At 51.6% G+C, this 20,281-nt stretch carries 20 protein-coding genes and 1 pseudogene; 11 read left to right on the top strand and 10 right to left on the bottom strand.

Going from position 1 to position 20,281, the window contains the following annotated elements:
- Positions 1-3 precede the first annotated feature (3 nt).
- The 7 genes from IKB43_03040 to IKB43_03010 form a co-directional block, all read right to left on the bottom strand.
- The gene (locus tag IKB43_03040) at positions 4-747 is read right to left on the bottom strand and encodes a licC domain protein (protein MBR2469118.1); all 744 of its coding nucleotides are present in this window, start codon (positions 745-747) and stop codon (positions 4-6) included.
- Complete coding sequence (locus tag IKB43_03035; GenBank protein MBR2469117.1) at positions 744-1,742, bottom strand: NAD(P)-dependent oxidoreductase; 999 nt, start codon at positions 1,740-1,742, stop codon at positions 744-746. Before IKB43_03035 ends, IKB43_03040 begins: the two co-directional genes overlap by 4 nt.
- 13 nt (positions 1,743-1,755) lie before the next feature.
- Complete coding sequence (locus IKB43_03030) at positions 1,756-2,484, bottom strand: metallophosphoesterase family protein (protein MBR2469116.1); 729 nt, start codon at positions 2,482-2,484, stop codon at positions 1,756-1,758.
- A gap of 2 nt (positions 2,485-2,486) precedes the next feature.
- Entirely contained in the window at positions 2,487-3,614 is a 1,128-nt protein-coding gene (gene aepY, locus IKB43_03025) for a phosphonopyruvate decarboxylase (GenBank protein MBR2469115.1), read from the bottom strand.
- A 13-nt stretch (positions 3,615-3,627) separates the two neighbouring features.
- Positions 3,628-4,938: a phosphoenolpyruvate mutase gene (aepX, locus tag IKB43_03020; GenBank protein ID MBR2469114.1), complete on the bottom strand. Its 1,311-nt coding sequence runs from the start codon at positions 4,936-4,938 to the stop codon at positions 3,628-3,630.
- 80 nt (positions 4,939-5,018) lie between these two features.
- Positions 5,019-5,675 (bottom strand): WecB/TagA/CpsF family glycosyltransferase, encoded by a 657-nt coding sequence (locus IKB43_03015; GenBank protein ID MBR2469113.1) that lies wholly within the window; start codon positions 5,673-5,675, stop codon positions 5,019-5,021.
- A gap of 147 nt (positions 5,676-5,822) precedes the next feature.
- Positions 5,823-6,986, bottom strand: coding sequence for a CotH kinase family protein (locus tag IKB43_03010; GenBank protein ID MBR2469112.1), 1,164 nt, complete (start codon positions 6,984-6,986; stop codon positions 5,823-5,825).
- 182 nt (positions 6,987-7,168) lie between these two features.
- On the opposite strand from IKB43_03010, the gene IKB43_03005 reads away from it, so the two are divergent.
- The 8 genes from IKB43_03005 to tsf all read left to right on the top strand — a co-directional run bounded on the left by IKB43_03005 (position 7,169) and on the right by tsf (position 16,629).
- A complete protein-coding gene (locus IKB43_03005; protein MBR2469111.1) occupies positions 7,169-9,262 on the top strand; it encodes a polysaccharide biosynthesis tyrosine autokinase in 2,094 nt (697 codons plus the stop codon).
- Positions 9,219-10,109: a hypothetical protein gene (locus IKB43_03000; protein MBR2469110.1), complete on the top strand. Its 891-nt coding sequence runs from the start codon at positions 9,219-9,221 to the stop codon at positions 10,107-10,109. Before IKB43_03005 ends, IKB43_03000 begins: the two co-directional genes overlap by 44 nt.
- Before the next feature lie 18 nt (positions 10,110-10,127).
- Positions 10,128-12,500 (top strand): signal peptide peptidase SppA, encoded by a 2,373-nt coding sequence (gene sppA / locus IKB43_02995; protein MBR2469109.1) that lies wholly within the window; start codon positions 10,128-10,130, stop codon positions 12,498-12,500.
- 3 nt (positions 12,501-12,503) lie between these two features.
- Positions 12,504-13,565: an HlyC/CorC family transporter gene (locus IKB43_02990; GenBank protein ID MBR2469108.1), complete on the top strand. Its 1,062-nt coding sequence runs from the start codon at positions 12,504-12,506 to the stop codon at positions 13,563-13,565.
- A gap of 356 nt (positions 13,566-13,921) precedes the next feature.
- Entirely contained in the window at positions 13,922-14,350 is a 429-nt protein-coding gene (gene rplM / locus IKB43_02985) for a 50S ribosomal protein L13 (protein MBR2469107.1), read from the top strand.
- A gap of 47 nt (positions 14,351-14,397) precedes the next feature.
- Positions 14,398-14,778 carry a 30S ribosomal protein S9 gene (rpsI, locus tag IKB43_02980; GenBank protein MBR2469106.1) on the top strand — a complete coding sequence of 127 codons (381 nt, stop codon included), beginning with the start codon at positions 14,398-14,400 and terminating at the stop codon, positions 14,776-14,778.
- Positions 14,779-14,999: 221 nt separating this feature from the next.
- A complete protein-coding gene (rpsB, locus tag IKB43_02975) occupies positions 15,000-15,743 on the top strand; it encodes a 30S ribosomal protein S2 (GenBank protein ID MBR2469105.1) in 744 nt (247 codons plus the stop codon).
- Between the two features lies 1 nt (position 15,744).
- Positions 15,745-16,629, top strand: coding sequence for a translation elongation factor Ts (tsf, locus tag IKB43_02970; GenBank protein MBR2469104.1), 885 nt, complete (start codon positions 15,745-15,747; stop codon positions 16,627-16,629).
- A 255-nt stretch (positions 16,630-16,884) separates the two neighbouring features.
- Here tsf and IKB43_02965 read toward each other — a convergent pair.
- From IKB43_02965 to IKB43_02955, 3 genes and pseudogenes are all read right to left on the bottom strand, one after another.
- Positions 16,885-17,267: pseudogene (locus tag IKB43_02965) on the bottom strand (hypothetical protein).
- Positions 17,268-17,386: 119 nt separating this feature from the next.
- Positions 17,387-17,791, bottom strand: a complete 405-nt coding sequence (locus IKB43_02960; protein MBR2469103.1) for a hypothetical protein — start codon at positions 17,789-17,791, stop codon at positions 17,387-17,389.
- A 37-nt stretch (positions 17,792-17,828) separates the two neighbouring features.
- Positions 17,829-18,113 (bottom strand): hypothetical protein, encoded by a 285-nt coding sequence (locus IKB43_02955; GenBank protein MBR2469102.1) that lies wholly within the window; start codon positions 18,111-18,113, stop codon positions 17,829-17,831.
- 641 nt (positions 18,114-18,754) lie between these two features.
- Here IKB43_02955 and IKB43_02950 point away from each other — a divergent pair.
- The 3 genes from IKB43_02950 to IKB43_02940 all read left to right on the top strand — a co-directional run.
- Entirely contained in the window at positions 18,755-18,943 is a 189-nt protein-coding gene (locus tag IKB43_02950; GenBank protein ID MBR2469101.1) for a hypothetical protein, read from the top strand.
- 2 nt (positions 18,944-18,945) lie between these two features.
- Positions 18,946-19,212: a Txe/YoeB family addiction module toxin gene (locus IKB43_02945; GenBank protein MBR2469100.1), complete on the top strand. Its 267-nt coding sequence runs from the start codon at positions 18,946-18,948 to the stop codon at positions 19,210-19,212.
- Positions 19,213-19,674: 462 nt separating this feature from the next.
- Positions 19,675-20,281 (top strand): collagen-like protein (locus IKB43_02940; protein MBR2469099.1); only part of this gene is annotated, 607 nt, incomplete at its 3' end.

Here is a 20,281-nt window from a genome sequence, read left to right as displayed (position 1 = left end):
ATCTTACTCCATAAGTTCGCGGACAATGTTGTAGTCCACAACGGTGTTACAGTTGTACCAGGCATCGAACGTGACCACGTCATATTCTTCACGGGAGAGCCTGTTGAAATACGCCTGGATAATCTCGAGGTTCGTACCCTGGAGCTGTTTTTCGGTAAGGGATGCGACGGCCTCGTGCAGTTTTTCTGCCGACTGGAACTTCCACATCTGCGCAGAATTGAATACCGCCAGGAACGGTTCCGGAATCGTAAGCGAAGAATGGTTCGTGTCGTACAGGTAATGGGGGCGGCCATCCGTTGATACATAAAGCGCCACAGCCTTGTTCGAATAGATGGGTTCACGGTTTATCGTGAGCACGCTCTTCTCACTATCGTAGACCTTCTTGAAATTTTCTTTCAAGAAGAACAGGTCGCCTTCGACGAAGGTGACATTGCCCGGTTTCTTCACGGCCTCGATGCCCTTGTACAAGCTGTAGCCCGAACCGTAGTCCTTGAAGTGCTCGTTATAAACCAGTTCAATCTTGTCGCCGTAGGCCTGGAGATTTTCCTTCACGTATTCTTCGAGAGCCGAATAGAGGTAACCGCCCACGATGATGTACTTGTCGTGTTCACCGCAGTTTTTGATAAGCTGGTTCAACAGCGCAAACTTCGGGGAATCCTTATAGTAAAGGCACTTCAGGGTTTCCTTTTCGGTATCCCTGTTAAAGCGGGTCGCCGTCCCGGCAACAGTAATAATCAAGTACTTCATCTTTCAATACTCTTCACGCACATTTCAAGGCCTTCGTCGAGAGTCACAATGGGTTTCCAGTGAGTACGCGTACGAATCTTGTCGGTATTGAGCAGGCGGCGTTCCGGGTCGGACTTGCGGAAACCTTCGAACTTGATTTTCACGTCGTCCATGCCCATCTTCTTCGCGATAAGCTTGGTCAAGTCCACAATGGAGATTTCCTCGTCGGTCGCGACGTTATAGACGGTACCGTCGAGAGCTTCGGGCGATTCCATGAGTTCCATCACGGCGCGACAGCTGTCGATATTGTGGAGGAACGTACGCTTGTTGACCTTCGAATTCTCGAGCAACGTAACTTCTGATTTTTCGAGAAGGTTGTTAATGATGTGCGGGATAATGTGGTCGGCAAAGCGTTCGTGCTTGCTGTACACGTTCGCAAAGCGGATGGAGCAGCCCTTGATTTTGCCCTTGTCCACGGCATCCTTCATGAAGAATTCCGTAAGGAGCTTGCCCACCGCATAGCTTGTGCGCTGGCTATGTTCCGCCGTCGCCATGACCAAGAAATCGTCTTCGTGGACGCCGCCGTTCGCGTTCCACGACTGCATGGAATACACTTCGGAGGTAGAGCAGTTGATGTAGGTGTCGGCACCGAGGGCGATTGCCATTTCGAGGAAGGTCTTCATCGAGATGACGTTCGTCTGGAACGTATGTTCCACTTCGTAGAAATGCTTCGTGTGGACTACTGCAGCGCAGTTGATAAATATCAGGCGGCCAGAATACGAACCCTTGAGGCTCTTCACCTTGTCGGCGACAGCGGCCATGTGTTCGGCATTGTTGATGTCGTATTCAAAAAAGACAAAGTCATCGCGACCGACCAGGTCCTTGACCGTGTCGATGGAACTGGCGAAGAAGTTGTCAAAACCGACAACGATGTTTTCTTCTTTCAGCAGCTGGTGCGAAAGTTCACTGCCGGTCATGCCGGTGGCACCACTTATGACATACAGATTTTTCTTCATGCTAAGCCTCTGTTTAAATTCCTAAAGTCAGACGATCCTTGTAGAACACATCTACCTCGTCCGTATAAAGTTCCTGTTCCGCCACGATATCGTACGGGACACAAACATGTTCGTATTCCGTCGTCTCGGTGTCGAGAATTCCGAACTGTGCGCAGGGATTGATGTTGCGCGGCTGCCCGACGGAACCGGGATTGATAAAAACGGTTTTTTTCTTGTTCCTCGTGCTCGGAGAATCCGCCTTGAAAAGCACCTCGAAGTAATGGCACACATGGGAATGCGCCGTCAGCACGAAATCGTACGGAACATACTCTTCACGCATGAGTTCCGCCGGCGTAAACTTGCCCCAGTACGGGTCGCCCGGGATGCCGTGCACCAGCAGGAACTTTTTGCCGTCGATTTCCAGGGAACAAGTGCCGTCGCGGTTCATCTTGTTATTGATGAAGTCGATGGATTCCTGCGAGAGGCGCTTTTGCGTATAGTGGAGGATGGCGCGCCCGCGATCTGTGGCAAAGCGGGTCGTATCGTTGTCCATCACCGCCTTTTCGTGGTTGCCCCAAATCTTCGCGACAAACTTATCGTCCATGTCGCGGACCATTTCTACAATCTCGTTCGGGCGCATGCCGTAATTGACAAGGTCACCCAGCAACACAAACTTGTCGACATGGCGGCGTCCAACTTCTTCGAGCACCGCATTCAATGCCGTCACGTTCGCATGGATGTCCGACAACAGGGCAAGTCGCATTTTTATTTCCTCAGGAACTCCATCAGCGCGTTCTTGTTTTCGATAGGTGTCGTCGTCGGGCGGCCCAGATCCTTGCGGTTGCCCTTCTTCACCTTGACTTCGAGGAGCACGGGGCCCTGCATGCCATTCAACTTTCCGAGGGCCGCCGCAAGCGATTCCTTGCTGTCGGCAGTCAGGGCATCGCGATAACCTACGGCCTTCGCGACTGCAGGAAGGTCAATCTTCAAGCCCACCGTCGGCTGGCCGCCCACAGAGTCGTGTGCACCGTTGTTGAATACCACGTGAACGTAATTTGCAGGAGACTTGCTCGCGACAATCGCCATGGAACCCATGTGCATGATGGTCGCACCGTCACCGTCAAAGCACCATACTTTGCGGTCTTCCTTTTCCATCGCGATGCCAAGCGCAATCTGCGAGGCGTGTCCCATGGAGCCCACCGTCAAGAAGTCGCGCTCGTGACCTTCACCCTTCTGGGCGCGGTATTCAAAAAGTTCGCGGCTGATCATGCCCGTGGTAGAGACAATCACGTCCTTTTCGCCGAGCGCAGCAGCCACCGTCTGGATGGCTTCTTCGCGGCTCATCGTGAGGTCGTTTTTCTCAACGCTCTGGAGCTTGTAATCCTCGAAGGAGTCCTTCTCGATGACAAGCGCATAGACCTCGCCCGTTTCCTTCATCGTCTTGACGGCCTTCGCAATCTGCTTTGTCGCCTTGTCCTCTTCCTTGCAGAGCACGTCGTAATTCACGCCCATCGTATTGAGGATGCCGGTCGTCACCTTGCCCTGCTTCACGTGTTGCGGTTCGTCATGAACGCCGGGGCGACCGCGCCAGCCAATGAGGAGCAGCACCGGAATGTTGTAGACTTCCTTGTCCGTAAGCGAAGCGAGCGGGTTGATGATGTTGCCTTCGCCTGAATTCTGCATGTAAACAACACCGATGTTGCCGGTCGCCAGGTGGTAACCCGCGGCAAGTCCCACAGCGGCGCCTTCGTTCGCGGCAATCACGTTATGCTTTGCATCCTTGTTGTCGGCAATGTAGGCGCAGATGTTCTTGAGCAAAGAATCGGGGACTCCGGCAAAAAAGTCAATGCCGTAGGAGCCCAGCGTGTCGATAAAAAACTTCGGGCTGATCATAGATAGAATACCGTTACTTCTTCATCGTTCCGGGAATGAGGTTCAGAATCTGCTTGATGGGCATGCAGTAGTCGTTGGAGGCTTCCAGGCTACGGCTATGCGTCAAGATAGATTCAGCGCACTTCACCATAGCAGGGTATGCAGAACGCAGCATGTGGTTTGCATAGATGACGATGTTGATGCCCCAGGTCGCCAGTTCCTCTTCGGTGAACTGGTTGTAGGTTGTAGGCACGGCGACAATCGGAGTGTGAGCATCCTTCTCGCGGAAGCGCCTGCAGAATTCCTTGATGTCCTCGCCGCTCTTGTCCTTGGAGTGGATCATGATGCCGTCGGTGCCCGCCGACACGTAGGCGTGGCAGCGTTCCAGGGCGTCGTCCACGGACTTGCCCGCAATAAGGGATTCGCAGCGGGAAATCACCATGAAGTCCTCGGTGACCTGCGCTTCCTTGCCCGCACGGATCTTGGTGCAGAACCCTTCGATGGTGTCCTGCGTCTGGATGGCGTCGGTTCCGAAGAGCGAGTTCTGCTTGAGGCCCACCTTGTCCTCGATGATCACCGCGGAAATGCCGAGGCGTTCGAGCGTGCGCACCGTGAAGCCGAAGTGTTCCACCTTTCCGCCCGTGTCGCCGTCGAAGATGATTGGCTTGGTCGTGACCTCAAGGGTGTCGTTCAGGTCGTGCAGGCGGGTCGTGAGGTCCACCGCCTCGATATCCGGCTTGCCCTTGCTGGTGGAGTCGGTAAGGGATGAGGACCACATACCGTCAAACTCGCGGACGCAGCCGTTTATCTCCACGCTGGTGTGTTCCGCGATGAGGCCCGTAAGGCCGTTGTGCGATTCCAGTATGCGGACAATGGGCTTTGCCGCGATCAGGCGACGTAATGAAGAAAGCCTCGCCTGTGGGGTCGTTCCGAGGGAGTCCATTTCCTTCTTGAGACCGGCGGAGGTGATCCCCTTGGTGTACGGGATCTCGATGACCTTCCCGCCCTGGGCTTCCATCACCTTGAAGACTTCGTCGCGGATGAACTTGTCCGGCCCGTAAAGCCAGTCATCGCCGTGGATAATGTAGTCGGGCTTGTATTTCTTCAGATTTTCTACGTAACTCCATTCATCCTGCGGAACCACCTTAGAGACCCCGCGGATGTTCTCAATCACGTTCTTGCGCTGCTCGTAGTTCAGGTAAGGCAGACGCTTATGGGTCGCAATCGCCTTGTCGGTGAAAAGTCCAATCATCACGTCACCGTACTTGGCACCTTCATTGATAATGTTGATGAGGCCCGGGTGCATGATATCCCCGATCATTCCTAGGTATACAATTTTAGCCACGAAGAAACTCCATTGTCTTGGTGCTCTAAATATAGTTTTTTGGGGTGTTGGGGTGTTGGACAGAGTATCGCAATGAACGGCTATCCCTTTTCCTCTTTACCCCAGGGGTCCCGATAAAGGCCTAATACCTGCTTGAAAAACAACCAAAAGAACGGAAGGTCTTCCAAGAAATAGCGTCGCCACAGGCGCTTGGGTTCTTGGATGAGGCGGTAAAGCCATTCAAGTGCCATTTTTTGGAAGATGACGGGGGCACGCTTGATGTTGCCGGCTTCAAAGTCGATAGTTGCACCCAGCGCCATGAACACGTTTATGCCTGGTAGCCTGTCTTTGTATTTGTAAATCCACTTGGTTTGTTTGGGCTCGCCAAGCCCCACAAGTACCACGTTCGCAGAGGATTCCTTGATGACGTTAAGAATGTGCTCGCATTCTGCATCGTCTTTTTCAAAACCAAACGGTGGAGAATAGGCTCCTACGATAATTTTGCGGCCAATTCTTTTATTGATTCTCTCTTGAGCCTTGAGTCCGACGCCTTCTTTTGCGCCAAGGAGAAAAATCTTGATATTTTCGTCCTTGGCGTGGTAATCGCAGTATTGAGGGAAAAAACTTGAGCCCGGAATGGCTTCCTTTAGAGAGAGTCCTAGCAACTTTGCAGAGAGTTTCACAACCTTACTATCACAGACGGAAAATTCGGCCTGATCCGCCATCTCGTGGAATTCCCTGTCCCGCTGGTGTTTCATGATGATGTCGACATTGGGGGTGACAAGGACCCCTTTGTTTAACTGCTCGAGCAACTCTTTGACAGTAAGGTTGTCTATCCGCGTATTTAAGAGTTTTACAGATCCCTTTACCATCTTTTATTCCAGTTTTACTGTAAACATAAGAAATTATAGGTGTTCGTCAATCCACCGGACGCGTTTTTGGGTCCATTCTTTAAGGGTGTTGACGGCTTCTTCGTAGTTTTTGTAAGAATCTACAAAGGGCCAGTAATCATCTTTTTCCAACACGGGCCAACGTTTAAAGTTGTTGCGAGCCGCAGAAGTGAGAATTTTAGATGCTGATTCTATGGAGTCGGCCAGAGCCATAAACTGCTGCCGATGCTCTTTCCAATATTGTCTTGCGAGTTCTTTTATGTACTCGTTTTGGAATAGATACTTGTACCATCCTTGGTAGCGGACATACCAGTCGCTAGAACTCATGATTTTCGTATTTCCGATGCCGTATGCTAGATCAAAGTCCCACACGGGTCCCATTTCAATCAAGTTCCCTGGTTGCCATGTGATGAATATGCTGCGGCCGAATGCCCCGTCCATATTTTTTGAAAATTCTTGAATCCAGTAATACCTGATAAAATCGTTGACATTAACCCATTCTCCTAGGTTGATATCGTTCATTTCGAGTTTCTGTTCGAGTTTGTCAATATGCGCTTTTAATAGGGCAATCGACTTTGGTGAGGCGTTCTTGGGTTGCCGGATAACAAAAGTGTGGCCAAGTCGACTTTTGAAAAAAACGTCGTCTGGGTCGCACTCTTTTGTTTTCTCAAAGAAGAAACTGGAATCGTTCTCGGCGATGTTTATTCGATATTTTGAAATTTTAGGGTATTCTACAAGCAGGTAGACTCCCATGTATTGCCGGTTCAAGAATACTTCTACAAAGTGGCATCTTGGAGAATAGTTATCTTGCAGGATTTGTGCTAGTTGATAGGTAATGAAATTTCGCAATAGGCTTTTGTCGCGCTGGTTTGCCACCAGGACCCAGTCCTTGTCTTTAGGCATTCCGAAAAGGGCTTGCTTTTGGACTAACCGTAGCCTAATCCCGTGTTTTGCCATAGTGAAACTTGAATTACCGCGGCCATTGACGCTTAGTTCTATAACTTCGCTACTAGGCTGCTTTTCTTCCCAAATTTGTAACTGTGATGGAATTTTGCTTGTCTTGTTGCGGATTTGGCTGAAATTTTCGGTTTCAATAACTAATCTGGGGATACCGGCGTACGGGTATTCGGAATCGTCTAGCGATAGGTGGTTGGGGGCGTCCTCGGTATCGTTCCACACGCATCCGCAGCATGCCATGCAAATGCCGCAAAGCGCGACAAGGACTCCGATGCAGAAACGAACCGGGGGTGATTTGAAGATGGGACTGTGGAAATGTGCTGCCATCGTGGATAATTCGCAGTAAATTTAATAAATCTGGAGTTTTTTTTCTATTTTATTCCCTGTTTGTATGGGGAACCTTTATGGCATCTAAAAAGAAAGAAGAAACGGATCTTTTTGAACTGCTGCAGAACCTGATGAAAAATTGGTTCATCGTACTGCCGTGCATGCTTTTTGCTGCTGCGGTGGGAGTCTTTGTTGCAATGTGGATTCGACCAGTATATCAGGTGGATGCCTTGTTGCAGATAGAAAGCAAGAACAGCAAGGGAAGCGCCATGATGGGAGATATGGCGGCCATGTTCACCACCACAAGCCCTGCTGAAACAGAAATAGAACTGATTAAGAGCCGCAAGGTGCTTGGAACTACTGTGGAGTCAAAGCGCCTGCAGTTCTACGCTATCCCGAAGGGGAAATGGGATAGGCTCTTCCATCGGGAAGGCCGTATGGAATTGATGAATTTTGAGGTTCCCTGGGAAGGTGTTCCCCTAGATGACAGGGAAAAGCCCTGGACGGCCAAGGCGTCGGATTCGGTGAACTTTGTTTTGTACGACCACGACGACAAGCGTGTTTTGAACGGCGTTGTTGGACAGACTTACCACTTCCCCTATGCAGGTGATACGGCCTCCTTTGGAATCTACCGGATGGAAGCCAGGAAGGGGCAGCGCTTTTCTGTAGGCAAGATGACGTACTTGGATGCGGTTGAGGCCTTCCGTAAAAACTTCGAGGTGGCAGAGAAGGGCAAGCGTACCGGCATATTGGAATTCTCCTACCAAGATGTCTACCCGGACCGTGCTGTGGATGTGCTGAACGAGGTGGCGACCTCTTATTTGCGGCAGAACGTGGAGGAACGCAATGCCGAGGCCCAGCAGACATTGGAGTTCCTGGAAAAGCAGCTACCGGACTTGAAGGCCAGGTTGGATTCTTCGCTGATGAACATGAATGCCTACCAAAACAGGGTGGGGTCCGTGGACGTGGCCGCCGAGACCCAGATTGTGCTCCAAAAGCGCATGCAGTTGGAACAGAAGATTTTGGAAATTCAACAGAAAAAGCAAGAAGCCATTCGCTTGTTTCATGCGGAACACCCCACGGTTAAGACTCTTGAAGATCAGGAACGTGCGATACGTCGCGAATTGGCTGCAACGTCAAGGGATGTGAAGGATTTGCCGGAGACCCAACAAGAAGTGCTGAAGCTGACTAGCGAAGTGGAATTGAACAAGGTGCTCTACACCAATATGCTGAACAGTGTGCAGCAGTTGCGACTTGTTTCTGCCGGCGAAGTGGGTTCCGTGCGTATTGTGGACTTTGCAGAACAGACCACGAAGCCGATAAAGCCGAGAAAAAAGATTATCCTCGGCATTTTCCTGTTCTTAGGTCTGTTGCTCAGCTTGGCTATCGTCTCGCTCAAGGATAAGCTTAGCGGCGGTGTCAAGAGTGCCACCTTTATCGAAAAGGAAACGGGCTTTACTGTCTATGCCAAGGTGCCCAAGGGTAACCCCAAGGGTACAAAGGGCACACGCCCGCTTGCCGTTGTGGAACCCGACGACGTGGCCGTGGAATCCCTGCGCGCTCTGCGTTCTTCTCTAGAGTTCTCTATGATGGAATCGGATCAGCCGGTTATCGGCGTAAGTGGTCTTATTCCTGGGGTGGGTAAGAGCTTTATCTCTGTGAACCTTGCTGCCCTGTATGCGGGTCTTGGAAAGAAGGTGCTGCTTATAGATGCAGACCTGCGTAAGGGACGCCTGCATAAGGAATTCGGTATCAAGCGCGGCAAGGGATTCTCCCAAGTGCTGCTGCGGGAGGTCCAACCCGAAGAAGTCATCTCCTCTACCGAAGTGGAAAACCTGTTTGTGCTGCCCTGTGGAAACGTTCCGACAAATCCGGCGGAATTGCTTGGTTCCAAGCATTATGCAGAACTGATTGCACAATTCAAGACGCAGTACGACTTGATTATCATCGATACTCCGCCTATCATGTTGGTGACGGATGCTGCCCTTGCTTGCCGTGTGGCTGCCCAAGTTGTGATGGTTATTGAATATGACAAGCATTCCATTGAAGCTATTCAGGATGGTATGAGCCAGATTCTCAAGGGCAATCCCAACGCCCATGCCTCTATTGTCATCAACAAGTACGAACATGGCAGCCAGGATGGATACGGCTACAAGTACGGAAAATACTAATTTGCTTGTAATGCTGCGGGCTGCAGGGCATACCCTGCGGCTCGTTCCGTTTTTTATTGTAACGTTCATTGTTTCCGTTTTTGCAACAGAACCACTAAAGCCAGTTTTGCCACCCCAGAATGCCATTATGGTAGGCGGTGTTGGCGAGCTTCGGGACGACGTTTACAGTGCGGACCTGAAATGGTCTGTAGAGGTGGCTCCTTGTAACTGCCTGAGTTTTTACACCGATATGTCGTATCGATTTGTCAGCTACGAGTGGCAAACAATGCTTCACGATCAGATTCATGAAATGGTGAACCTGCAGGTGAACGGTTTAAATGAATCTTTTGTGGGAATGAAGTTTTTCCCGATACAGTATTTCGGCCTGAATGTGAGCTGGCGCTTTAAGCCTGGTGACGGAAGCCGGGTGGAACGTTTTGAACGCTTGGGAATCGAGCCCATGGGCGTGTACCGTTTTAGCCCGAACATGCTTTTGGGACTTTCGGGGCAGTATTACTCTTTCATCGAAGACAGGAACTACCAACCCGGTGACGAACTGGGGGCGAAAACCTCCTTTGTCTGGAACGTCTTCTGGGATAAGTACTCCCGCACGGGTTGGCAAGTGGGTTACGTGTTCCTTTTCCGCTGGCGTATCCAGGAATCGGAAAACCACAATCTGGCAAAAGACTATCAGAAGATGGACGACCTGTACCGTGGATTCAGGATGCGGGGTGATATCGCCCGCTATGTGGGCTGGTTCCCGTTCCCCTTCGGCATAGGCATGGCCTATGAAATGAATCGCGGGAACCTGTTCGGCTTTGAGACGGGCCACAAGGTGGAACTATATTTAAGGGCAGAATTCCCGTAAACCACAGGACGGTCACGAATGCGACAAGGTTACCAGAAGTATTGTTTCCTGCGGCATCTCTCGTCTTTCGTCTGTAAGGCCGTAGGTCCGTTCTTTCGTCTTTGCCTGTTCCTTCTCGCCCCCGCTTTCGCCTACCTGCCGGGGGAATCCGGCTTTGTGTCTTTAGAAGGTGCCCACGGCGTTTTCGGAAACCCCGCCGGCCTTACGGCTTTTGATTCCTGGGGAACCTTGCTGGACTACCAGTATGACGACGAGATTTCCCAGTTCCGCGTGGGCGGTAATCTGGACCACTTTGGCGCGGGCTTCGAGTACCGCTATGCGGACAAGGGGCTGGATGAATCCCGCTGGAGCTTGACGTATTCCACCGACATTCTCCGGCGCTACTTTTTCTGGGGCAGCCGACTGACGGCCTTCAGGAGCTCCGCCTTCGAAGGCACGGAATGGTCCTACACTCAAGGCGTGATGCTCAGGCCTTTCAGGTTCTTGTCCCTCGGGTATTCCTGCGACAACCTGCTGTACGCAGGTCCGAAATCGATGGACCGCGTTCATAACGCGGGCGCTACCCTGCGGCTTGGGCGGAACTTGAGCGTGAGCTACGATGTGGAGGATTGGGAGGAACACCGCCTACTTTTTGAGCTGGAACTGTACGGCACCCGCTACGGTTTCAAGATGCCTGTTTACGGTGACGATGACGAATACACCCTCACCATGTCCATGCCCTTCGGCGGTTCCAACAACTTGGCAGTAAAATTCTACGATGACTACCTGCCCAAGGGTGTGACCTGGGGTTACCATTCCGCACGGAATCCGAACGCCACCATGTTCGCCCAGATTGTCCGTGTGCCTTTGGACATGGAAGTTTCCGAAGTGGAAAGCCCCTTCTCCTTTATACGGCCCCAGTCCATCGCCCTCATGAAGGTGCGGACCCTGTTCGAGCACCTGCTCCGTGATCCGTCGGCAAGTATCGTGCTGTTGGACTTTTCAGGCTACAAGGGGAACGTAGGTGTTTCCAACGAAATCAACCGCGGTGTCATGAAGCTGAAGGCCCGCGGTGCGAAGGTCATCGCCTACATGGACGATGTGCGGCCTTCTGTTTTGTTGGCGGCTTCCTCCGTGGACCGAATCGTGGTGGAGCCTTCGGCCCATTTCTCCTGGCGTGGCGTAGGCGGAAACACGCTTTTTTACAAGGGCCTGCTGGACAAGCTTGGCGTGAAGGTGGAGTTCCTGCGGCATGGCGCCTACAAGTCGGCGGTAGAACCCTACATTGCGGACTCCATGTCGGCGGAGTCCCGCGAAAACCGGCTTGAACTCTACAGCGATTTCTGGAAGATGATGAACGCCTACGTGGCAGGCCGCATGGCTTTCCGCAAGCAGATGCCTGTGGAAAAGGCCGCCGCGTCTTTGGATTCTTTGGCGAAGGTTCCTGTGGTGAGCGCCAGGGCGGCCCTGCAGGCGGGAGTCATTGATTCCATTCTTTATATAGACCAGGTGCCGTCTTACGCCTTGAAGACCTTCTTTGGACTGGACGCTCCCTATGCGGGCTATGTCACCTGGAAGCCGACGGACCGAAAAATCTTTAACGAAAGCTGGTCTCACCGGGCTCGCATCGGCCTCCTGAATATTGACGGAACTATCGACGGCGCTATGGAAAAGTCCGTGTCTGCCACATTGAACAGACTTGCCAGCGGCGGGGGCGTGTCGGCTTTGGTGGTTCGCATTTCTTCGCCGGGCGGTTCCGCTATCGCTTCCGACAAGATTTGGGCGGCGCTGAAGAACCTGCACAAGCAGGGGCTGCCTATTGTGGCGAGCATCGGGAACATGGGCGCCTCTGGCGGGTATTACATCGCCTGTGGCGCCGACGAGATTGTGGCCGAACCCTTCTCCTTTGTCGGGAGCATCGGCATCTACGGCGGCAAAGTAGATGCGTCCGGCTTGCTTTCAAAGCTTGGGCTCAAGGCAGAAACCGTCAAGACCCACGATTACGCCGATGCCGAAACTTTCACCAGGCCCTGGACCGACGAGGAAAAGAAGGCCCTGCAGGACTACATGGACGAATTCTACGGCAGGTTCGTCGGGGTGGTCTCCCAGGCCACCGGCGTAGAAAAGGCGAAAATCGACACCGCTTACGGCGGAGGCCGGGTCTTTGTGGGCTGGAAGGCTTTGGAGGCGGGACTGGTTCACAAGCTGGGCGGGTTGGACGTGGCCATTGCCGAAGCCAAGCGCCTTGCCGACATCGGGGAATCTACCGATGTGGAACTGGTACAGTTCGCCACCGAGAAATCTTATCTGGTGCCGGTGCCCAGCTCTAAGGCTGTCATGGACTTTTTCAGGGAGGCAGAACGCACCCAGTTCTGGGCCGTGGAACCCGACCTGCTGAATTTTGAACCGTAAATTATGCTCTCTATAGTCATCACCGTTCTTTGCTGTCTTTTCTTTTCGGCCTTCTGTTCGGTAACGGAAGCGTCGTTTTACAGCGTGCCCCCCAGCACGGTAGAATCCCTGCAGCGCCGCAAGAGTTTTACCGCCAAGTACCTGACTCACGTCAAAGAAAATATTGACCGTTATATTGCCTCGGTGCTGGTGGTGAACACCATCGCGAACACCATCGGGGCTTCCCTGGCTACGGCCCTCGCCGTGCGTCGCCTGCCGGAATCGGGGCAGTTTGCTCTCCCCATCGCGCTCACTATCCTCATCTTGCTTTTTGGCGAAATCACTCCCAAGACTCTGGGCGTTAAACAGGCCAAGGTGATGGCCCCCATTGTAGCGGTGCCGTTCTATTACATTACCAAGGTCTTGAGCTGGACGGGAATCATCTGGCTCTGCCTCTCCCTCACCAAACACTGGACTCACGAAGACGAAGAGAAAAAAGAGGTGAGCATTGAGGATATCAACAGTCTGGTGAGCCTTGGCCTCAGGGAAGAGGTGATTGACAATCATCAGGCGGCGGTCATCAAGAACATTCTGGCCCTGAAATCCGTGGTAGCCCGCAAGGTGATGACGCCCAGGCACGTGGTGTTCAGCCTCCCGGCCGACAAGACCATCGGGGAAACCCTAGACGAACGGGGCAACTGGCCCTTTTCCAGGATTCCGCTTTATGGTGAAAAGAAGGACGAATGGATTGGCATCGTGCTGCGTCGGGACGCCTACAACTACCTGGCCGAAGGCAAGCGTGATATCAAGCTCCGCAAGCTGATGCGCCCCTTGCAGCTGATCCCCGACAGCGTGACTCTTGAAAAGTTGCTGCTCCGGTTCTTGAAACAGCGGGGCCACATGGTGGGCGTTGTGGACGAGTTCGGCGCCATCGCGGGAATTGTTTCCCTGGAAGACGTGCTGGAAGAAATCCTCGGTCGCGAGATTGTGGACGAGTACGACGAGTCCGTGAACCTGCAGGAGACCGCCCGCCGCCGGAGCAAGGCCCTGGCCTTTATGCGGAAAGCCGCTTCGGAAAGGAAGTAGGGGCTAGGATTTAGGGGTTAGTATCTAGGGGCTAGGATCTAGGATTTAGGGGTTAGGGGTTAGGTTCGAAGGCTCGAGGTGCGAGGTGTGAGGGGTGAGGAATGTCATCCCCGACTTGGTCGGGGATCTGCTAGATAACTCACAACTCAATCCCCTTCGTTTCGGTATAATAAGGGCCAAGATAATATAATAATTATGACAATTCATATAATTGATAGAACTTTAAACCCTTATATATCAACATTTTTCGTTAAAAAAGTGTTTTTGACCCTTGTGGGCCGGCCCAAATCCTTCTATATTTAGCTCGCATTTCTCGGGACGCCTTTGTCCCAGAATCATCTAACTAGAGGATTTACATGAAGACCATTACGGTAAACCCCAAGTCCGTCACCCGCAAGTGGAAGCTTGTGGATGCAGCGGGCAAGCCTATGGGTCGCGTCGCAAGCGAAGTTGCCCGCCTCCTCATGGGTAAGCACAAGGCCATCTATTCCCCCAACGTCGATACCGGCGATTACGTGGTTGTCATCAACGCTGAAAAGGTTGCCGTTACCGGTAACAAGAACCTTCAGAAGCAGTACTTCCACCACACCGGTCACATCGCTGGCGAACGCTGGATCAACTTTGCCGACCTTTTGGCAAAGCACCCCACCGCTCCGCTGGAAGCTGCCATCTGGGGCATGCTCCCTCACAGCGCACTGGGCCACAAGATGGTCAAGAAACTCAAAATCTATGCCGGCGCCGAACATCCGCACGCGGCACAAAACCCCGAAGTCGTTGACTTCTAATCTTTAGAACGGAGGATACCTCTATCGCTACCGCAAAGAACAAGAAGATCTACCGTGGCACGGGCCGCCGCAAGAACGCCATCGCCGCTGTGATCCTGAAGCCGGGTTCCGGCAAGCGCACTATCAATGGTCGTGATTTCAAGGATTACTTCCATTCCGAAGTGCAGAACATGATTGCTAACCTTCCGTTCTCTATTCTCGGCAACGCCGAAGAATGGGACGTGGAAGTCACCGCCCGTGGCGGTGGAATCGCTGGTCAGATGGGCGCTGTCCGTCTGGGCATCGCTCGCGCTCTCGTCGCTAACAACGCCGAAGACAAGCCCGCCCTCAAGAAGGAAGGACTCATGACTCGCGACTCCCGTGCTGTCGAACGTAAGAAATTCGGCCGCAAGAAGGCTCGTAAGCACTTCCAGTTCAGCAAGCGCTAATCTGCGAAACTGCTATTCGAAGGGGACTCCGGTATTGCCGGGGCCCTTTTTGTTTTCTATATTTTGCCCCGCCTTGGCAATTTCGTCAGGGTAAAACCAATCACCGGCTTGCGAGAGTCGCTTCGGTGGCGCGGTCCAGAACCCCAGGTTCGCCTGGATTCCGGGCATCGCTTCGCGGCTTATTTGCAGTCCGGGTAGTAACAACCGAAAAGGAATACATTATGGCAAATCTGCCTTCCGTTGAAGATCTGCTTGCTGCAGGCTCCCACTTTGGTCACCAGACTCAGCGCTGGAACCCGAAAATGAAACCCTACATCTTGGCCGAAAAGAACGGTATCTACGTTCTGAACCTGTCCAAGACCCGTGAACTTTTGGAAGAAGCTGGCAAGGCCGCTGCCAAGATTTCTGAATCTGGCAAGACCGTGCTGTTCGTCGGCACCAAGCCCACTGCCCGTCAGTGCGTGCTGGACGCCGCCTCTACTTGCAACCAGTTCTCCGTCACCAACCGCTGGCTCGGCGGCATGCTCACCAACTTCCAGACGGTGCGCAAGTCCATCAAGAAGATCGACAAGATCGACGCCATGGAACAGGACGGCACCTTCCAGGCCCTCTCCAAGAAGGAAGTCCTGGACAAGAACCGCGAACGCGAAAAGCTGCTGGGCGTGTTCGGTGGCATCCGCGAAATGGTGAACCTTCCTGGCCTCGTGGTCGTGACCGACCTTCAGCACGAAAAGATTGCTGTGGCCGAAGCCCGTCGCCTCCACATTCCTATCATCGGCATCTGCGACACCAACGTGGATCCGACCCTCGTGGATTACCCGATCCCGGCCAACGACGACGCCGTGAAGTCCCTGAAGCTCATTGTTGACTACATTGCTGCAAACGTCAAGGTTCGCACCAACGACAACAAGAAGGCCGACAAGGAAGAAGTGAAGAAGTTCGACAACGGCGAGGAAGAAAAGTAATATGCAGATTACCGCTTCCCTCGTTAATGAACTCCGCCAGAAGACTGGCGTGGGCATGATGCAGTGCAAGAAGGCCCTCACCGAAACTGACGGCGACATGGACAAGGCCGTTGAACTCCTCCGCAAGCAGGGTGCTGCTGTTGCCGCCAAGCGCGCCGACAAGGCCGCCAAGGAAGGCCGCATCTACTTGATCGAAACCGCCGACAAGGCCGCTGCTTTCGAACTCTCTTGCGAAACCGAACCGGTCTCCAACAACGACGACTTCGTTGCTCTTGCCAATATGGCTGTTAAGGCTGTCGAAACTCAGGCTATCGCCTCTGTCGACGACCTGAAGAACGCCGTGGTCGATGGCAAGAAGATTAACGATGTGCTCCAGGACGTGCTCGTCAAGATCCAGGAAAACATCGACTTCCGCAAGTTCGCCGAAATCAAGAAGGTTGCCAACTCCGTGTTTGGCGTTTACAGCCACATGAAGGGCAAGATCGGCGTGATTACCGAACTTTCTTTCGAAGGCAGCGCTTCTGACGAAGCCGCTCTCAAGCAGGCTGCTAAGGACATCGCTATGCAGGCCGCCGCATTTGCTCCGGTGGCCCTGAACGATGCCGCCGTCCCGGCCGAAACCATCGAAAAGGAAAAGGAAATCGCCAAGGCCCAGATCGAAGCTTCCGGCAAGCAGACCAAGCCCGAATTCATGCAGCGTCAGATCGACGGTCGCGTGGCTAAGGTGCTCAAGGAAATCGTTCTTGAAGACCAGGAATTCTTCATGACTGACAAGAACCCGAAGAAGCTCAGCGTCAAGGACTACCTCCAGGAAGTCGTTGCCAAGCAGCTGGGCCTTGCTAGCCTGAAGGTCGTGAACTTCATCCGCTTCGAACGCGGAAACTAATTAGCTGTGTCATCCTGAGCGGAGAGGCGAAGCCTCGAAGTCGAAGGATCTCTAGCTACAATTAATTTGGTCGTCCCATCCGGGGCGACCATTTTATATATGCGAACAATGGGGTAATGCGGTTTAACATGAGTGAAACCGAGTTGTCAAAATCATTGTGCAGTCTAAGAAACCAAAGACCCCGGCATTGAACTGCCGAGGTCTTTAAGTTTTAAAGGGAGATCCCCGCCTTCGCGGGGATGACATCCTGCAGGCTTACGCCTGCTTGTAGCTCTCCATCGCTTCCACATCCACGCTCTTCACGAAGTTGTAGTGCTTGGCGACTTTGCTTCGATAAACTCAGCACAGGCTCTTTCGGCGAGGTTCAGGTACACCTTCATGCTCTTTTCGAACAGTTCCGGTGCCTTGGTGGCGTCGCGGAGCATGAACTGGCTCATCACGCAGTTGGCGGCCTTATAAGACCGTTCGGCTCTTACGCAAAAAAGAACATACGATATCCTCTCACTCTCGCCGACACGACTCGTTAATACGAGTCGCTTTTGGCTCACCGCGTAGGCGAGAACTTCGTTGTATGCCATCTGGCTGATGCCCACGGACTGTGCGGCAATGCCGAGACGTGCACCGTTCATGAGGGCCATCACGTACTTGATGAGGCCGAACTTGCGGCGGCCACAGAGTTCCGCCTTCGCGTTCTTGTATATAGAGAGGGAAAAGCCTTCCCTACGCTCGCACTTCTTTGCTCATGATCCCTTCTATATCAAAAATTCGACGAATCCGTGTTGATGTTTATGCTTGTAACCTTGGCAGGAATAGAAAAAATTTGGGATGTTTTTGCCTCGGAGCCTTCCTTTTTTTCACTAAGTGCCCCTATAGCTGCTAGCACTGCGAGGATAATCACGATCAGGAGACAACCACAGCCACAACTTCGTTTTGAAGAGCTTTTAGAATCATCGGAACTATTGACGCTTTCGTTAAATTCACCTAAGGCGTCCTTTATGTCTTGTACGCCTTCGTTAAATTGTCTTTTGCTTTCTGCACTTCTTTTTCTACGGCAGGCCGGACATGTTGGGCGTAGTTTGTATAAGCCGGTATTTCCAATATCAAAAAAAGCTGGTTTTATCCACCGACCACAAAAATAACACTGATACATTTTATCTGACATTATTTTTTTATCCTTTTTTTCATGTGTGTAATGGAAACTACCTTAACTTGAAAGACTCTATCAAGTCTTTGATGGCGTCTTCATTTGCTTTTGAAAAATTTCTTAATGGTTTAAGAGGAATGGTATTTGATATCTTTTGGGAGTCCAACAGATGCTTAACATTTGAAAGCTTTGCTTTTAAGGAGGATTTTGATAATCGTGGCAAACTTTTTTGAGCGAAATCCAAAAATTCTTCTACTGTAAGGGATGGAACCACATACTGTTTGATGCATAAAAATGAGAAAATGTATTCTTCCGCCTTGCTCCAGCTTTTTTGGGGCATAACAACCTCTTTTTCTGTAGCAAAAGTAAATTAAAAAAAACACTGTCAAGTAAATTTTTGAAAACGTAGAAAAGTGGAATCGTGTTCGCGGTGATGTCGCCTGCGACTTCGAGCACGTCCAACACATACTCAAAGCTGTCCTTGTCGGCGTAGCCGTTTTCCTTGAGCTCCACGATGCGCTGCATCAGGGGAGAGCTTTCAAGGTTGAATGGGGACATTTATTTACACCAGGTCTCGTTCCTGCTTGCGCTCGGTCTCGCTCGAATTTTTCTGACGAAGTATTTTTCCTCGGCTGCCGGAATCTCTGGATGGCCTGTGTAAAAATTCGCCGTTGTATAAAGGGGGAAGTGTCCCGCACCACCTAAAGGTGGCCATGTACACATAAGCACTTCCCCAAAGAGGATAACTCTACTAAGGTGCTAAAGCACCAAGTATCGTATAAAAGTGCTAAATGTCCAAAGGCCGCAACGCCCGGGCTTAACTCTAATCAGTTTTCAAATGTCATAATTGTTGGAAAACACGGATTTTATTCAAGTTTTTGTACTAAAAAAGTTCGTTTATAGGCCACCCTTGGCACAATCTTGCGTTTAAACGCAAAAAAATGTATATTAAAGGTGTATAAACAACCAAGGGAGGCGATTATGGCTGAAGCACTGATGGAACTCTACGAAACGATAAGTCCAGAAGCTCAGCGGGAACTGTTCGATTTTGCCCTCTTTTTGGCGTCGAGACAGGTTTCCCGCACGAAGGATTCTGCTGTCTTGAAAAGCAGAATTGAAGATTTGAAGGCTGGGCGGAACTGCGCTGAACACGAATTGATCGAGGCCTAAACATGAAAAAAGTTTGGCACGACAGTGCGTGGGAAGAATATCTCTATTGGCAGGTTCAGGACAAGAAAACTCTCAAAAGAATAAATGCCCTAGTTCAGGATATTGAACGAAACGGGGCGTCTGAGGGCATTGGTAAACCCGAACCGCTAAAGGGCGACTTGTCCGGTTATTTTAGTCGCCGCATTGATGATGCAAACCGACTGGTTTACGCTGTAAAAGACGGTGTACTTGAGATTGTCGCTTGCAAAAGCCACTACGGCGATCACTAAAATTGTGGCTGTTTCCCGCTTTGGAACACCCCATTCCCTTTACAATTTGCCCCAAATTCGTCGGTTTCGTCACAAAAACGCTTGTTTTTGTAAATTCTCCGTGCGTTTAGCCCGTATTTAAGTTATTTTTAAATTGGACATATTAGAGAGTTTAGCTCTTGTTCTCCATGTGAAATGTGCAAATTTCAAAAGAATGAGGACAAGGCGAACGCTCACGCAGGTATGCCGCTTTGCGGTGTATCTCGGTTTGCTGTACCGGCTTTTAAGTCGGTCTTTGGTTGTATGACCAAACAGCAACAGCCCTTTTGGGGCGTGGGTCGTTTGTGTTTATCATTCTTAGGCATGCACAGCCTCACATGGATAAATGCAACGATCTGCGCCTTTCTTGTATTCGTGCAAAATTTGGTGGTGTTGTTTGCAGAACGGGGCAAACTCCAGAAGCTTAAAACGATGGAGGCTGTCATGGCTTGGAGCAAAAACGTAAACACGAACGCGCCTAGCAAAAGTTTCATTGCGAACCTGCTGAAAGCAGGTGTGGCAATTTCTGGCTGCGCAATTCTATTCGCCTGTGGTGACGATGTGACGAACGAAAACATCACCCAAATTGTGCAAGAGAACGTGGTAGTCGTCGCCGATGTTTCCAAACTTCCTGATTGCACGTCCGAAAACGAAGGCCAGCAGGCGCTGGTCAAGGGTGAACCGTCGCCGCGTATTTGCGTCGATGGCAAGTGGTTTGCGACCTTTTCGGATTATACCGACAAGTTGGATGATTTCAAATGTTCCGCTGAAAAGTTGAAAGACGGTAGCGGCTTAAAGATCTTGTGTAACGGCGATTCCATCGGCGTTGTTCTAAATGGCGCCAATGGTTCTAACGGTGTGAATGGAACTCAGGGCGTTCAAGGCGAGAAAGGTGACAAGGGTGATACAGGAGCGCAGGGCATCCAAGGCGAGAAGGGTGACAAGGGCGATACTGGAGCGCAGGGCTTCCAAGGTGAGAAAGGTGACAAGGGCGATACTGGTGAGCAGGGCATCCAAGGCGAGAAAGGTGACAAGGGCGATACTGGTGAGC

Origin of the sequence: Fibrobacter sp. (assembly GCA_017503015.1) — a bacterium.
GTDB lineage: Bacteria > Fibrobacterota > Fibrobacteria > Fibrobacterales > Fibrobacteraceae > Fibrobacter.
This window is presented reverse-complemented; position numbering and strand designations above follow the sequence as displayed.

What these genes read in the sequence shown, in the direction of transcription:
- IKB43_03040 (MBR2469118.1), bottom strand. Translation starts at nt 747, where the DNA reads ATGAAGTACTTGATTATTACTGTTGCCGGGACGGCGACCCGCTTTAAC.
- IKB43_03035 (MBR2469117.1), bottom strand. Translation starts at nt 1,742, where the DNA reads ATGAAGAAAAATCTGTATGTCATAAGTGGTGCCACCGGCATGACCGGC.
- IKB43_03030 (MBR2469116.1), bottom strand. Translation starts at nt 2,484, where the DNA reads ATGCGACTTGCCCTGTTGTCGGACATCCATGCGAACGTGACGGCATTG.
- aepY (MBR2469115.1), bottom strand. Translation starts at nt 3,614, where the DNA reads ATGATCAGCCCGAAGTTTTTTATCGACACGCTGGGCTCCTACGGCATT.
- IKB43_03015 (MBR2469113.1), bottom strand. Translation starts at nt 5,675, where the DNA reads ATGAAACACCAGCGGGACAGGGAATTCCACGAGATGGCGGATCAGGCC.
- IKB43_03005 (MBR2469111.1), top strand. Translation starts at nt 7,169, where the DNA reads ATGGCATCTAAAAAGAAAGAAGAAACGGATCTTTTTGAACTGCTGCAG.
- IKB43_03000 (MBR2469110.1), top strand. Translation starts at nt 9,219, where the DNA reads ATGGCAGCCAGGATGGATACGGCTACAAGTACGGAAAATACTAATTTG.
- sppA (MBR2469109.1), top strand. Translation starts at nt 10,128, where the DNA reads ATGCGACAAGGTTACCAGAAGTATTGTTTCCTGCGGCATCTCTCGTCT.
- IKB43_02990 (MBR2469108.1), top strand. Translation starts at nt 12,504, where the DNA reads ATGCTCTCTATAGTCATCACCGTTCTTTGCTGTCTTTTCTTTTCGGCC.
- rplM (MBR2469107.1), top strand. Translation starts at nt 13,922, where the DNA reads ATGAAGACCATTACGGTAAACCCCAAGTCCGTCACCCGCAAGTGGAAG.
- rpsB (MBR2469105.1), top strand. Translation starts at nt 15,000, where the DNA reads ATGGCAAATCTGCCTTCCGTTGAAGATCTGCTTGCTGCAGGCTCCCAC.
- tsf (MBR2469104.1), top strand. Translation starts at nt 15,745, where the DNA reads ATGCAGATTACCGCTTCCCTCGTTAATGAACTCCGCCAGAAGACTGGC.
- IKB43_02960 (MBR2469103.1), bottom strand. Translation starts at nt 17,791, where the DNA reads ATGTCAGATAAAATGTATCAGTGTTATTTTTGTGGTCGGTGGATAAAA.
- IKB43_02955 (MBR2469102.1), bottom strand. Translation starts at nt 18,113, where the DNA reads ATGCCCCAAAAAAGCTGGAGCAAGGCGGAAGAATACATTTTCTCATTT.
- IKB43_02950 (MBR2469101.1), top strand. Translation starts at nt 18,755, where the DNA reads ATGGCTGAAGCACTGATGGAACTCTACGAAACGATAAGTCCAGAAGCT.
- IKB43_02945 (MBR2469100.1), top strand. Translation starts at nt 18,946, where the DNA reads ATGAAAAAAGTTTGGCACGACAGTGCGTGGGAAGAATATCTCTATTGG.